At 63.6% G+C, this 14,842-nt stretch carries 7 protein-coding genes, 1 tRNA gene and 2 rRNA genes (1 of these 10 cut by a window edge); 5 read left to right on the forward strand and 5 right to left on the reverse strand.

Annotation, left to right across the window (positions count from 1 at the left end):
• From BN60_RS01720 to BN60_RS01730, 3 genes are all read left to right on the forward strand, one after another.
• Positions 1-1,079 (forward strand): 23S ribosomal RNA (locus BN60_RS01720); it begins 1,651 nt to the left of the window's first position.
• A gap of 82 nt (positions 1,080-1,161) precedes the next feature.
• A 5S ribosomal RNA gene (gene rrf, locus BN60_RS01725) occupies positions 1,162-1,276 on the forward strand.
• A 57-nt stretch (positions 1,277-1,333) separates the two neighbouring features.
• Positions 1,334-1,410 (forward strand) — tRNA-Met (locus BN60_RS01730).
• Between the two features lie 102 nt (positions 1,411-1,512).
• Here the strand turns inward: BN60_RS01730 and BN60_RS01735 are convergent.
• The 5 genes from BN60_RS01735 to BN60_RS01750 all read right to left on the reverse strand — a co-directional run bounded on the left by BN60_RS01735 (position 1,513) and on the right by BN60_RS01750 (position 11,726).
• The gene (locus tag BN60_RS01735; protein WP_020694249.1) at positions 1,513-2,538 is read right to left on the reverse strand and encodes a hypothetical protein; all 1,026 of its coding nucleotides are present in this window, start codon (positions 2,536-2,538) and stop codon (positions 1,513-1,515) included.
• A gap of 3 nt (positions 2,539-2,541) precedes the next feature.
• Complete coding sequence (locus BN60_RS01740) at positions 2,542-6,786, reverse strand: hypothetical protein (protein ID WP_020694250.1); 4,245 nt, start codon at positions 6,784-6,786, stop codon at positions 2,542-2,544.
• Between the two features lie 60 nt (positions 6,787-6,846).
• Positions 6,847-8,100, reverse strand: coding sequence for a hypothetical protein (locus BN60_RS29390; protein WP_148283306.1), 1,254 nt, complete (start codon positions 8,098-8,100; stop codon positions 6,847-6,849).
• Between the two features lie 390 nt (positions 8,101-8,490).
• Complete coding sequence (locus tag BN60_RS29395) at positions 8,491-9,429, reverse strand: AAA family ATPase (RefSeq protein WP_083855911.1); 939 nt, start codon at positions 9,427-9,429, stop codon at positions 8,491-8,493.
• A 23-nt stretch (positions 9,430-9,452) separates the two neighbouring features.
• Positions 9,453-11,726, reverse strand: a complete 2,274-nt coding sequence (locus BN60_RS01750) for a hypothetical protein (protein ID WP_020694252.1) — start codon at positions 11,724-11,726, stop codon at positions 9,453-9,455.
• A 697-nt stretch (positions 11,727-12,423) separates the two neighbouring features.
• Between BN60_RS01750 and BN60_RS01755 the strand changes: the two genes are divergently transcribed.
• Together BN60_RS01755 and glk are read left to right on the forward strand one after the other, a co-directional pair.
• Positions 12,424-13,782 carry a sugar porter family MFS transporter gene (locus tag BN60_RS01755; RefSeq protein WP_281015341.1) on the forward strand — a complete coding sequence of 453 codons (1,359 nt, stop codon included), beginning with the start codon at positions 12,424-12,426 and terminating at the stop codon, positions 13,780-13,782.
• A 38-nt stretch (positions 13,783-13,820) separates the two neighbouring features.
• Positions 13,821-14,810 (forward strand): glucokinase, encoded by a 990-nt coding sequence (gene glk, locus BN60_RS01760; protein WP_043283548.1) that lies wholly within the window; start codon positions 13,821-13,823, stop codon positions 14,808-14,810.
• The last annotated feature ends 32 nt before the right edge of the window (positions 14,811-14,842 follow it).

A 14,842-nucleotide genomic window follows, 5' to 3' on the forward strand; every position in this document is an offset into this window, starting at 1 on the left:
GCTAAGCCGTGAGGCGAAGTATAGGGTCTGACGCCTGCCCGGTGCCGGAAGGTTAAGAGGAGAGGTTCACGCCTTGAATCGAAGCCCCGGTAAACGGCGGCCGTAACTATAACGGTCCTAAGGTAGCGAAATTCCTTGTCGGGTAAGTTCCGACCTGCACGAATGGCGTAACGACTTCCCCGCTGTCTCCAACACCGGCTCGGCGAAATTGAATTCCCCGTGAAGATGCGGGGTACCCGCAGTTAGACGGAAAGACCCCGTGCACCTTTACTACAACTTTGCAGTGGCATTAGAGAATGGATGTGTAGGATAGGCGGGAGCCTTTGAAGCAGGGGCGCTAGCTCTTGTGGAGGCAACCTTGAAATACCGCCCTTTTGTTCTTTGATGTCTAACCGAGGTCTGTCATCCAGATCCGGGACCCTGCATGGTGGGTAGTTTGACTGGGGCGGTCGCCTCCCAAAGAGTAACGGAGGCGCGCGATGGTGGGCTCAGGCTGGTCGGAAATCAGCCGCTGAGTGCAATGGCACAAGCCCGCCTGACTGCGAGACTGACAAGTCGAGCAGGGACGAAAGTCGGCCATAGTGATCCGGTGGTTCCGCGTGAGTGGGCCATCGCTCAACGGATAAAAGGTACGCCGGGGATAACAGGCTGATACCACCCAAGCGTCCACAGCGACGGTGGTGTTTGGCACCTCGATGTCGACTCATCACATCCTGGGGCTGGAGCAGGTCCCAAGGGTTCGGCTGTTCGCCGATTAAAGTGGTACGTGAGTTGGGTTCAAAACGTCGTGAGACAGTTTGGTCCCTATCTGCTGTGGGTGTTCGAGACTTGAGAGGAGCCGTCCTTAGTACGAGAGGACCGGGATGGACGTACCTCTGGTGTACCGGTTGTGACGCCAGTCGCAGCGCCGGGTAGCTATGTACTGGAGGGATAAACGCTGAAAGCATCTAAGCGTGAAACCCGCCTCAAAACTAGGTCTCGCTGAGAGTCGTGGTAGACCACCACGTTGATAGGCCGCATGTGTAAGTGCAGTGATGCATTCAGCTTAGCGGTACTAATAGCTCGATCGGCTTGATTTCATTCGTTCCGTGCAGCGGTCGACATCCGCTGTCGGCCTTGTGCACGACAGACCCAAGACTTTCTTTCTTCGCGCTTCGACGATCTGGTGGCACTAGCGAAGGGTGTACACCCGATCCCATTCCGAACTCGGACGTGAAAACTTTCAGCGCCGATGGTACTGTGTCTTAAGGCACGGGAGAGTAGGTCGCTGCCAGATCTTCCAAGCGCGAAGAACCTCTTCCGAACAAACGATATATGCAAAGCATGGATTTGCCGCGGGGTGGAGCAGCCCGGTAGCTCGTCAGGCTCATAACCTGAAGGTCGTAGGTTCAAATCCTGCCCCCGCAACCATAGAAACCGACATTCGCGTGGCGTTTGCTGCGAGGGTGTCGGTTTTTTTGCTGTTTGGCTCAGGGCAATGCTTTCCACGCGCTCTCTCGAGTTTCTTGATTGCTAGGATGCCTCGGTGCTCCAGTGGAGCCATTCCGGCGGCGTGCCGAGCCCCCCTTCGATTGCGCCGCGCAAGGCCAGACCGTGCGCGCCGAAGTCGATTGCGCTGATCGTGGCTTTTGACGCGATCATGACGCCATTCGAGGATTCATCTGGCGAATGCGATGCGTGCCGGGTCTCCCACAGCAGCACGCTTTCGCCCGGCGCTAGAGCGAACACCATCAGAGCGGTGACGTAGCACTCGGCGATCAGACTGCGGCGAGCCCGTTCCAGAATCAGCGGGTCCCGATAGTCACCGCGTTTCAGCCCCACTGGACGTTGCTCATCGCGGATCAGGACCCATGTCGGCCGAGGGAATGTTCCCTGGCAGCGGATTCCGATTGCTAACCTGCCATCGCTCGCCTGACGGCAGGCGATGCGGACGGTGCCGCTGGCAGTGGGTGACGTCGGCTGAACGACGCAGCTGATTGCGCCCCGCAGGATTTTCGGGATGTCCGATTGCGGCTCGGCCACCGCCGAGCGGATTGCCGCGCGCAGGTCGGCCTCGGCCTGCGCCGCGGTCGCAGCAGACTGGCGATGCTCGCGCAGGCGATTATGCCACTGGTCATGAGCGCGCCATCGCGCGGCCAGTCGGTCCAGCCGACTGGTCAACGGGACTCCACGGGAAGATGCGGCGATGGTGGGTGGGGGCACCGTCGATGGCCTCGGCGAGGCCGGCACCGGAATCGGGACCGCGTAACCTCCCTCGGCCATGACCTGTTGCAGGATCGCGAGTGCGTCGACCTGGAGAAGCGAGGCCACGGGGTCCTCTGCTTCGTTGCGACTCTCGGCGCTCGTAGTGAGCCAGGTCAGGACCCGACCGGGCGATCGATCAATGAGTTGGGCGCGCTCGCGCATGCTCATCGGTGCGCCTTGCCGCGTCTGCAACGAGACCTGCCCGTCGTCGAACATGACGAGCGTCTTGCCGCCAAGCGGCAGGCGCTCGCGCGCAGCGTTCGCGGGCGGAGCAGAAGTGTCCACGTCAGTCATGCTTTAGCCGCCATGCTCGGCGAGCAGCGAGATCAGCCGGTCGACGTCGACGCGGAAAACCTCGGTTTCGGTCAAAAGATAGGCCGCACTGCCATCGTGCAGTAGACGCAAGGGAGCGCCTGTCCGGTCTAGAAGTGGCGTCTCCGCCGGCCGAACACCGTTGCGCGAGGCAAGCAATTGACCCTCTTTTGCAAGCAACGACACGACCCGCGGGCCTTTCCAGGCCGCGCCGAGGGCCTGCAACCGTTGCCGGCTGGCAAGCTCGATCGTTGTGAGCCAGGCCGCCGGGGCAACGGCGCCGATGCAAGGACCCTCTATCATGACGCGACGGCCCTCGCGGTTAGCCACGGCCTCGACCCGGCCTTCTCGTGTAACGCTCATCGCGACGAAGCGTGCATGTTCTCCCAACGCGCCGAGCAGACGGGGAGCACCGGGGCACTCGGGCGCCGACTTGTGATCGAGCGAGGTCACGTCGCTTCCCGAGACGATCGCCGGCGATCCGTCGCGCAGCGCAAGGAGGGCGATGTCACCGCCCGTCGTTTGCCGCCGGATCGGGCCAGCAAAGCCGCCGCCCTGCGCCAACGTGGTCAGGCCCGCCGTGCTTGGCATGAGGATAGAGAGGCCTGTGCGGTCGGTAATGGCAAGCGGGCCGCCAGTCGCGACGAGATCGCCGAAGCGGCCGCCGACGAAGGGGCGGGCGAAGTCGATGCCGTCCGCATCGTGCCCGCGAATGTCGAGCCGGGGCGTGCCGTTCGCCGATGGTTGGACACGATAGGTCCACAACCCCTCGGTTGCTTCGAAGCGGCCACAGGAGGCGTTCTGTTCCCAAGTGCCGTCTGCTCGGTAGAGGTCGCGGAAGGCCTGGCGACTGCCTGAGCGCTCGCCCCTGAGGCAGAGCACGTTGGTGCCGGCACTGTCGCGGTCCCGCGCTGCCGACCGCACGAACGGGGCTACATTCTTGCTGCCTGTCGGTCGGTCCGCGCCGGCCAGCGACAGGGCTGTGCCGCGGGCGCGGGTCCAGCCGTTCTCGGCAACGAGGTCGAGGGTATTCTCCTCGACCGAGGTGACGCCAACGAAAGCGTCGGCCTGAAAGCGCCCGTTGTTCAGGGGAACCGGCTCGCCGCGCCACTCGAGGCGCAGGCGACCGTGGCTGCCCGGTACGCGATCGACGATGCTCCACTGCAGCGGATCCGTCGCGTCGCCGATCAGGGTGCGGGCGATAAATGGATCCTCGCGACGCGGCTGAAAGCCGCCATCGTCCGACTGGCCGAACTTGGTGCTGGCGAATACCGAACCGTTTTGGCACCGCAGTATGATGGGCTTGCCGCGTTTCATTGTCAGAGCAATGCCGGTGCCGTCGCTCTGCTCGATACGGTCAACCAGACATCGTTGCCTACTAACTGTGGGTAATACCGTCAGCAACACGTCGTTAGGATCAAGAGCAAGCTCGTCCCCCGACCACGCGAGGCGCAACAGACCTTTGGGCGTGACGCTCCAGACCTTGCCGTCGGCAACGAGCAAGCCCTGGCGGCTATCGATGGCATAGCGCGCGCCTGCTGCCTCGATCGGCAACCAGGTGTTGGCGAGCGTCCTGTATTCAAGGCGTAGCGGTCCGCCGCTGGCGGCTGCGGACTGCGTTCCAGCAGTGCGGCGCAAGCGCAGGCGGGCTCGCTCGTAGGGCAGGAGGCCGGCGGCCCGTTCGTTGAGCGCGGCCGCGAGTTCGCTGACGTTGGTCCACTGCCGACCGCTCATCTGCCAAGAGGCAGCGCCGGCCAGGGCATACAGGCCCGGCGCGATCTGCTGCTGGGTACCGCCTAGCATCGATGCGGCCTCCTGACAATGCAAGGTGCGAGCGCCGGTCGGCAGCGCGACAGTCGTGCGCGGCGCCATGGCAAGATGCGGGCCGGACACTTCGGTGACGAGTGTGCCGTCGGCCCACAGCGCCAACCCGCGGCCGCACTGGACATAGGCGTTCAACTGGTCGTGCGGAAATCCTTGCCCGCCGATCGACTGGACAGTCGGACCGACGGCGTTACCTGCGGTGTCGAGGTAGCGCACAATGGCTCGATCGCGCAGCGTCCAGCGCCAGAAATCGGTCTCTCCCAGACTGCGCTCGACGAGCGTATCGGACTCGCTGCAAGGCTGCGGTAGTGCACCCGACAAATCGAAGCAGGTGGACGCGTCGCTGGTGCCGACGAAGCGCTGCGGATTGGTTGCGGGGCGACCGATCCGCGTGATCGGCACAGGCGGCCCGGTCGCGTTGGGCCTTGTGTCGATCATGCGCAGCGGCCCATCAGCGGAGTCGGCGATCTGCAGTGTCGTGAGAGTCGCAATGAAAAGACGCTGCCCGTCGGTGCCGATTGCACGTGCGACGTCGAATGGAAAGGCTTGCTGAGCGCGCCACGTCACGGGCACGAGCGACCGGCCTTTCGTGGCATGGGCCGCCACCAGCTCGACGGTGGCCCGTGCCTGTGTGAAGGCAATGTTCAGAAAGTCGCCCGCCACGGCAACGCGTTGCACGCCGGGATTCTGTGTCGGCGCCATCGGCTGCCAGGTCTTCTGGGCATCATTCCACATCACGTTGAAGCCGTTACGATCGGCATAGCCCAGGACGGGGGTTCCTGGCACCAGAAAGCGTGTCTCCACGACTCCTTCGCCGATGGCCGCGGGTGGCAGTGGCCCGTCGGCCGGGCGAAGATCGGCAAGATCGGCGAACTGCCGCGCCGTGCGCGTGCCGTCCTCGGTGACCACGGCGATGTTATCGGAGCCCCAGGCGGCACCGATCACGACATCCGCTGCAAAGCGCCAGCCGCGCCGGCCGATACGCCACTTCGCGCCGCCCAGAACGACTTCGTCGTTGACGCGCTCCCAACGCCAATGGGCATCACCATGTAGTACGCCGCTACGTCTCGGATCGTCGACAGCAGCCCATCCCGCTTGGCTCCATTTCAGCACGCTTCCACCGTCGACGCGCGCGTGCAGTTCATCGCCGTGTGCGAACAGCGCGCTGGCTTCCGCGCGGCCGGGCAGCGGCCGGACCTCTCGGAAGTCGGTCAGCCGTAGCACGCCGACGCGCGTCAGAACGACCTCTGTGCCACCATCAATCCCAATACCCAGCCGTTGATCGTGCAGGAAACCAGTCGTGGCGAAATCGTCGACCAGCCGACCATCGACCATCAGCTGTGCCGCGACGCTGGCCTGGCGTGCGGACGCACTGAACCGTAACGCGTCGCGCTGGACATCGACCGTGTTGGAATCGGATTCGATGACGCGGCCATCGATGGCCACCGAGTCGCGATCGAAGTAGAAACGGCCGCCAGTTGCCGCGACGACAGGCGGAAGCGGCCGGTCGAAGCGGGTCCAGCGTGGTCCTCGTTCGACGAGATCGTCGGTCAGCGACCGCGCCCACAGCCCGTAGGCGTTTGCGACGACGATCTCGCGCGCCGATGTCGCCAGCACGGCGCCAGGCAGTGTCGGCGCAAAACCGTTGTTGTCGAACAGCTCGCCGGGCGAGACCTGTATGATGCCGCCGTCCTGAGCGTACAGTTGGAATTGTCGCGTTGCGGCCAGCCACTCCAGCCAGGGACGTCGCAGCGATTCGACGTCGCTGCCTGCGATGCGGCCTGTCCGTTGTAACGTGAAGGCACCGTACTCGATCGACACCTGTAGTCCGGATTGGCGCAGCGTACCGGGATCGAGAACGCCATGGACGATCGACCGGGTGAATGCCTGAAGGTTGTCGGGAATCGTTCGTTTCGTATCCTGAAGCGATCGCGGAGTGGGTGTCGCCACCTTTTCCAATGGCGCTCCCGGCGTCGGTGCCGCATAAGCCTCCAGCGCGCCATTGATCGACAGATAAAAGACCGGCGATGGATCGCCCGTAATCTCGCGCACCTCGGCATCGCTGGCCGGCAGTTTGTAGGACCGCAGCTTGCAATCGGCAGGCGAACCGGGTGCAGCGGGCGGGCAGGGTTCCCTGCCGATGAAGAAGACCTCGTGCGCGTCGCGAAACCACCAGCCCTCGGTCTCGTCGATGCGGCCCTGCTGCAGCGGCCGCGCGTCTTGCGCCAGAGTTGGCGTTAGCTTCGCCGTAGTAAGCAGTCCGTCGGGCTGCAGTGATGCCGTCTGTCCGGCTTGGTTGCGTTCGTGAAAGATAGTGCGGTCGTTGCCGAGGGCTACCGCGAAGCCTTCGCGATCAAGGGTGGCGAAGCGTTCGCGGGCATGGCGTATGCATTCAGCACGCCGCATGTCCTGGGAGCCAACGGGTCGGTGGTTCGACCGACTGGCCACGACAGCAATGTACCGCGCCTATTGGGCTCCGACCGGCCGCTGCCGTTTGGTGACAGCGAGCTGGTCGATGCGATGGTGGACGGCCGGAGCTCGCTTGCTCTCGCCGCCAGCGGCACAGCGCTGATCTACAATACCGAAAGGCGTCGCATCGTCGAAAGCTTCAGCACGAACGCCGCAGTACCGCGCATTGCCGGCTTCGTCGACCATTCGCCGGTAATTTATGATGCCGCGCCGGATATCACGCGTCGTGCTGACGCCTTGCATGGCTCGACGTTCCTGGCGGTCGACGGCGTTCCCGCAATCGCCGCGTCGGTTCGAGACCAGCATATCCTGACGACGCATCGCACCCGAACGGGCCAACGCTTTATCGCCGAACGGGTACCCGGTGACATGGCGTGCCTCTATCGTCAGCCCGACTTGTCGGCAAACGACGTTTTTGATGTCCGCGAGATCGGCGGCCACCTGGCGTTTCTGACCGAGCGCGGACTGCGCTTCTATCTTCCAGCCCACCGGCGCTTCGCGCTTGAGCAGTCGAGCGCCGGCAAGTCCGCGCGCCTGGCCAGCCTGCCCAACCACCTGGTGATCCACGAGAACGACCAGGCCCGCCTCGTGCCTCTTGCCGGCGCTGGCGGGCTGTCCCTGCCCTCCTCGTGCGAAGGCAGGGCGATAAGCTACACGCCGCAAGTCCTGCGCGGCCGACAGATCGTGGTCGACGAGCCACGCTCGCGCCTCCTCGTATTGGGTCAGAGCGGCGAAGTGGAGGAGTCTACAGGCGGTCAACCTACTACCCTGCTGCCACCGACCGGCGAGGCACCCAATCCGCGTACCCTGCGCCGGCTGGCGGCCGACGGCGAGCAGGTCCACTTTGCCGCAACAGATGCGCTCTGGACCTACAACCTGACGAGCCGCCAGTGGCGCCGCTTGGCGCTCACGGCCTCGGCCCCAATCCTCGACGTCGGTCTCTCGTTCGTTGCCAATCCGTCGGGCTCCGCGAATGGGGGATTGGCGGTGACCGCTGTCGACCGCAGCGGCAATCACCATCTCGGCTTTCTCTCGAATACGCTGGAGGTGCCGCTCGCCGTCATACCCCAGCAGGCGGTGCCGGCAGCGCCCTTCGACCCGCAGACCTTGCAGCAGGTCCTCGAAATCGAGCCGCATCTCTGGCTCTTCCAGACCAGCCGCGAACTGGCGGTACTCGATGTCAAGCAACGTCGCTGGGTGTCCGTCATCACGCTGGATCGCAGTGTCGGCACACGCCTGCAGAACTGGCAAAGCCACTTCGTGCTGGTCGATGGCGAGGTCGCCGCGCCACGTGAACTCGTTCTCCTGCCACGCACCGCGCTCGTCGTTGGCAGCAGCCAGCCGGCAATTCTTTCCTCAATCGCCTACTTCCATGTGCCCGCGCCTGGCGAGCAGCTGGCCATCGTCGACTCGGCGGCCCGCAGTGCGACAGCCCATGAGTTGCTGCGCTACCTGCCCAACGGCCAAGCTTTGTCCTGTCCTCTGGCAATGCCGGGCCGGATCGCCGACTGCCGACAGATACTGGCGCCGGCGTTGCAGGTCGATGCCGGCGATGTTGCCGCTGCCTTCGGCTGGTCGGACCGCACGCTCTTCTTCGACAAGCGCGGCCGCGTCTTGTTTGTTAACCGTCCGGCTCGCAGTTCACTCGACATCACGCAGGATCTGACCAGGGTGGCCGCCGGCAGCGTCGACCCGGCGAGAATCGTTGCCGAAGAAGTCGGAGACGAGCTGTGGCTTTCGCTGCCGAAAGGCCGTGTGGTCGCTTTGTCGACGGATGGCAAAGTTCGGCTGCTGCTCGACGACGCGCAGGAGATCGTGCGGAAGCGCGGCCGCTGGTGGGCACTGACACCGACGGGCCTGCGGCTCTATCGCGACGGCACATTCCTGACGGCGGCGACAACGGCGCAGCAGCTCTTCGCGCCGCACAAGGTTGGCGCCGTCAGCGACGGATTGGCCGGTTTCTCGCTCGACGATCTCGCGCAGGCTATTGGCCGGCGGCATGTTCATCAGAAACTTGAACATGAAGCGGTCGGTTTGCGCTTCGGGCAGTTCGTAGGTGCCCTCCTGGTCAATGGGGTTCTGCGTGGCAATGACCATGAAGGGCGCACGCGGATCGTCGCCACGATCGCCGAGCGGCAGGCGTCTGGTCTTCCCAAGCACGGTGACTTGTTTCTCGGCCATCGCCTCCAGCATTGCCGACTGTGTCTTGGGTGTCGCTCGGTTGATCTCGTCAGCGAGAAGAATAGACCTGAAGATCGGGCCGGCCTGGAAGGCGAGCTTGGTCACGTCGTTTTCGACCGGCATGAGCGTGCCGGTGATGTCGGCAGGCATCAGGTCCGGCGTGAACTGAATACGCCCACGGTCTTCGAAACTAAGGCCTAGGGCGTCCGTGAAGGCCTTCATGAGGCTCGTCTTGCCAAGGCCGGGATTGGCTTCCAGCAACACGTGGCCGCGTGTGAAGAGAGCGATGAAGAGGCCGTCGATGACCGTATCGTTCCCCTTGATCCTGTCGCCGATCTCGGCCTTTGCTTTACGCAGACGCTCGATATCCTCCGGCGTCATCAGGTCTTCTTTTGACATTGCGTGGTTTCCTGGCCGATTGGCTATCTATTCTGGGAGGCGAGCAGACGTTCGACCCATGACGGCAAATGCTGCCGCGGCTCGAACGCACGAGTGGCCTGCGCCTGCTTCCGATCGGGCGAGAGCGACAGTGTGAGGGCAGGCTCCGAGAAGCCTGATCCGCGTTTCGCCAGCAGGTCTTGGGTCTGCTGGATGACGATGGCCGAACCGTTCTCCGATGATGGCGGCATCGCTTCCGGCGCCGATTCGAGTATCAGTTCCGGTTCGCCATTTGCTGGAGAGCCTCTCCCGCCCACTTTGATCGTCTCGGTGCCGTCGACCTTGTCTTTTGTTTCCTGTACGCGCCGAATTTGCGCACCCCGCCGATCCTGAGAATTGGCCTGCGCCGATTGCCCTTGTTGTCCTTGCGGATCGCTGCGCTCTCCAGGTCGACTTTGGCTTGGCGAGCCGCCACTTTGATTGGCCTGCTGCGGTAGCTGCGGACCGCTACCGAGGCCCGATTGGCTCTGGCCTTGGGCGTCGCTGCGTTGATCGGACTGGCTCTGGCCTTGCGAGCTGCGGCCTTGATTGGCTTGCTGTGACAGTTGCGGACTGCTGCCTTGGCTCGGCTGGTTTTGACTTTGTGTGCCACTGCCTTGGTTGGTCTGCTGCGGAGATTGCGGGCTGCTCCCTAGACTCGATTGGCTTTGACCTGGGGCGCTGTTGCCCTGACTGGACTGGTTCTGTCCTTGTGCGTTGCTGCCTTGATTGGCCTGCTGCGGAGATTGCGGGTTGTTGCTTTGGCCGGATTGACCCTGGCTTTGTGGGCTGCCGCCCTGGCCGGACTGGTTTTGCCCTCCTGCGCCGCTGCCTTGGTTAGCCTGCTGCGATGACTGAGGATTGCCGCTCTGGCCAGCTTGGTTCTGTCCTTGCGAACTGCCGCTTTGGCCGGATTGCCCCTGGCTTTGTGGGCTGCTGCCCTGGCCGGACTGGCGTTGCCCCCCTGCGCCGCTGCCTTGGTTCGCCTGCTGCGGAGATTGCGGGTTGTTGCTTTGGCCGGATTGCCCCTGACTTTGTGGGCTGCCGCGCTGGCCGGACTGGTGTTGACCCCCTGCGCCGCCACCTTGGTTGGCCTGCTGTGATGACTGCGGATTGCCGCCCTGGCCAGCTTGGTTCTGTCCTTGCGAGCTGCCGCTTTGGCCGGATTGCCCCTGACTTTGTGGGCTGCCGCGCTGGCCGGACTGGTGTTGCCCCCCTGCGCCGCCACCTTGGTTGGCCTGCTGCGATGACTGCGGATTGCCGCCCTGGCCAGACTGGTTCTGTCCTTGCGAGCTGCCGCTTTGGTTAGCCTGCCGAGGTGCTTGGGAACTACCACCCTGGCTGGTCTCGTTATGCCCTTGCGAACTGTCACCTTGATTGGCGTGCGTGCGATCGTTCTGTCCGCCTAATTCCTTCGCCTCCTGAGGCTGCGGGCTCCGGGCGGCCGATGTCACGGGAGGAAGTCCAAGGCGCTCCCCGAGCTCGTCCATATTCCACTCGAATGAAAAGGCCAGGGCGACGATCATGGCGAGCGGTATGGCGGCGGCGATGGGAGTGCCGAGACCAATGAGGCGCATGATCGGCTCGCCGCTCCAAGAAAGCCCGGGCCGCTGAGCAAGAGGGGGGAGCTGTCCCGCGTTCGACGCCCCGAGGTCATCCAGCGCCGTGAGGATGGGTACGGCAAGCGTCGGTTGGAGACGCAAGGCGCGATCGCGCGCTTCCTTCTCACGCAGATCGGTGCGCGTGGACAGAGCCGAATACTGCCAGCCCGGTTGCGACAGCGGCGGCGGCATGAGCGCGACAAGCGCCGCCCGTGCTGTCCATCTCGCGCGAAAAATGCCCACCACAACGTAAACCAATGTTATGGAGGCCAAGAGGGAAAGAAACAGGCCAACGGTCGTGGCCCCGAAGATCTGCTGCGCGGCCAACCAGCCTGCGAGCAGCATCGTCGCTGCAGCGAAATGCCAGCCAAGCAGCCAGAGGCCCGTGGAGTGGCTGAGGAGACCAACACGGCGAGAGCGGACGTAGTCTCTCGTGCTTGCGCGCTCTGTGAACCACGACGCAGCCATCAATCCTGCAAATGCGGCGGCGCACAGGACAAACAGGATGGCGAGAATCTCGGTCGACCACGGTACTTCGCGTATAGTGAAGATGAGCGCCGTACCTGCGATGGCCGCCGCCCACCATGCGGGTGGCGGAACGAAGTTCCCGATGATACTCCGCGACATCGATACCGGCGACCACGGCCGCCTCAAAAAACCGACGATGTCAGTGCGCATGGCGAAGCGCTGATTCCCCGATCACCAGGCGAGTCTTCCTCGACGCCTTGGGGGCGCTCTGCATCTCATGGGCGAAAGGCAGGCAACCGGCTGAAAGGCCGACCACGCCGTTCACCGGTCGATTCCGAAAGTAGCCCGCCAAGATATGCACCCACCGTCCCACGACGGGTATGATTCGCCACTTTCGCATGAGTTGTAAAGGTGAAGGGCGATGCCTTCGGCAACGAAGAACACCGTGAGATTATCTTGGCTGTGTGGGAGTGACTGGGCACGGGTGTCATTGTGGGCGGCTCCCGCAACGAAGCCCTGCCGACGGAAACGATGGTATCGCGCCTGCTATGGATGTCTATGCATCGGCCGCCATTCACAGATCGGATGAACCGAGCTTTCCGAGAATGCTGGCTGAGCAAGCAAGCGGCGGAGCTTTAGGATCGCCGACACGCGCGATTGGAGGTTGAGCAGGGATGTTGCGCCGCAGCATTCTTGTTCTCCGAACACTTGTCTTCCTGACATCCAGCCACAGAAGGCTCTGGAATTCTCCGTCTTTTCCAGACTAAGGGGCGGATGGAAATCGTGTCTTGCCCTAACATTAACTGGCAGGCGCGTTCGCAGGGCGAGATGTCGTCGGTTTGTTGTAACTGTACGGCCGAGCCGGGCCGGCAAGCTGGCAGTTCGAATATCCAAGCATGTACTCATGATGATCATCCTCATCGGCCTCATGGCGGCGATGTCCGGCTTGCTCATCGGCTACAACACCGCGGTTATCGCGCCCGCTTTGGAGTTCGTTACTCGGGACTTCGCCCTGGGCCCGTTCATGCAGGGTGTCGCCGTGTCGTCCGTGCTGTTCGGCGGTTTCGTTGGGGCGCTGCTCGCTGGCGGGTTGATCCGCCGTACTGGGGAGCGCCCGACTTTGTTGGCGACCGCCGTTCTTTTCGCTGTCGGTGGTGTCGGGGCGGCGGTTTCCGAGACTTTTCTGCCGTGGCTCCTGTGGCGCACCGTCACCGGTCTTGGCGTTGGAGCGGCGACCATGGTGGCGCCCCTCTATGTCAGCGAGACCGTGCCGCCGCGGGTACGCGGCGCGCTGGTCTCGATCATCCAGCTTACGATCACGCTGGGCATACTGGCATCGTACCTTGCCGGAGCCGTGTGGACGCCGGCGCAGGCCTGGCAGCCGATGCTTCTGATCGGCGCCGCGCCGGCCGCGCTGCTGCTTCTTATTGCCCTCGCGGTGCCCGAAAGCCCGCGCTGGTATCTTCTGCATGGCCGCAGAGCCGACGCTGAGCGGGCGCACTTGCATTTGAGCGGCGGCCAGGGCGATCCGCTGCCCCCGCAAACGGCCAATGTTGTGACCGGGAACTGGCGTGACCTCTTCGTGGGGCGCAATTTCATGGTCCTGATCCTGGCGACCGGCCTGTTCGCCTTTGCCAATCTGAGCGGGATCGATGCGATCCTCTACTATGCGCCGGTGATCTTCGCCCAGGTCGGTTTCGGCGGGGCCTACGGACCGATCCTGGCGACGGTCGCCATCGGCGTGGTCAATGTCATCGCGACGCTCATCGCCATGGCTTTGATCGATCGCCTCGGACGGCGGCCATTGCTGATCGGCGGTCTGGTGCCCATGGCGGCCAGTCTGATCGTCCTTGCCGTCGTTCTCGCCAATGGTCAGGGCGCCGGGTGGTCGAACATTGTCGCAGTGGCGTGCCTGGGACTGTTCGTGCTGGCCTTCGGTCTCAGCCTCGGCCCGCTACCCTATGTCCTCATGTCGGAGCTCTTCCCGTTGGCCTTGCGCGGAACGGGGATGGGCATCGCATCTGCCACGGCCTGGGGAGTCAATGTATTGGTATCCCTTACCTTTCCGGTGCTTGTCGAAGCGTTCGGGCTGGCGCTCGTGCTCGGTTTCTACGGAGTCATCAGCATAGCCGCGCTGCTCTTCGTGCTGGCACTGGTGCCCGAGACGCGTGGACGTTCGCTGGAATTGATCGAGGCCAATCTGGCCAGCGGCCGGCCGGTGCGCGATCTCGGTCTGCCTCTGCCTGCCAATGCTCGAAGCGGTTGATCGCGTACAGTGGGACTGATGAAACACGGTATGGAATCATGACGGCGTCATCGTCTTCATCCTTGATCTCCGATATTGGAGCAACCAATGCACGCTTCGCGCTGCTCGTGGATTCGCGGATCGTCGCGTCCGAGACTTATGCGGTTGCCGACTACGCCTCGCCGATAGAGGCGGCGCGCGCGTTTCTTGCAGGGCCTGCTGCGGGCCACTCGCCGGACCAGGCTCTGATTGCGGCGGCCGGGCCTGTCGATCGTGGCCGGGTCGCGCTGACGAATGCCGCGTGGATCGTGGATTCGGATCGCATTCGCGACGGTCTGAAAATGACCGACGTCGTCGTGCTCAACGACTTCGAGGCGCTCGGTTGGGCGCTTCCGGCATTGCGTCCGGATGACCTCGCCATGCTGGGTACGCCGCGCGCGGGCGGCGGCGGAACCATGGCGGTGATGGGACCGGGCAGCGGCTTCGGATTGGCCGCCATGGCATTTGGCATGACGGGCGAAGCCGTACTGGTCACCGAAGGCGGCCACGCCACCTTGTCCAGCGAGAACCGGCGCGAGGATGCCATCATCCTCGCCCTCCGGCAGCAGCTTCACCATGTCTCCGTAGAGCGCGTGCTGTCCGGCTCCGGCTTGATGCACCTGTACCACGCCATCGCCAGAGTCGACGGCACGACGGTACCGGAGCGCGATAACAGCGAGATCGTTGAGCATGCACTGGCCGGCGACTGCGAGGTCAGCCGAGAAACCCTCGAACTGTTCTGCGCTTTCCTGGGAAGCGTTGCGGGCAATATTGCCCTGACCCTGGGAGCGCGAGGCGGCGTTTTCATCGCTGGTGGAATTGCGCCACGCTTCGTCGATTTTCTACGCCGTTCGGCCTTTCGCGAACGGTTCGAGGCGAAGGGCCGGATGTCGACCTATCTCGCCCAGATTCCCACGGCTGTCATCGTGCACGCGACGCCGGCATTTATCGGCCTCGCTCATCTGGCGAGTGTCCGAAGTAGGCCGCGTGCACGTGAGCATGCTTGGTGACGCTGAGAGCTTGTCGTACTTTTTGATCTAGC

Origin of the sequence: Reyranella massiliensis 521 (assembly GCF_000312425.1) — a bacterium.
Classification (GTDB): domain Bacteria; phylum Pseudomonadota; class Alphaproteobacteria; order Reyranellales; family Reyranellaceae; genus Reyranella; species Reyranella massiliensis.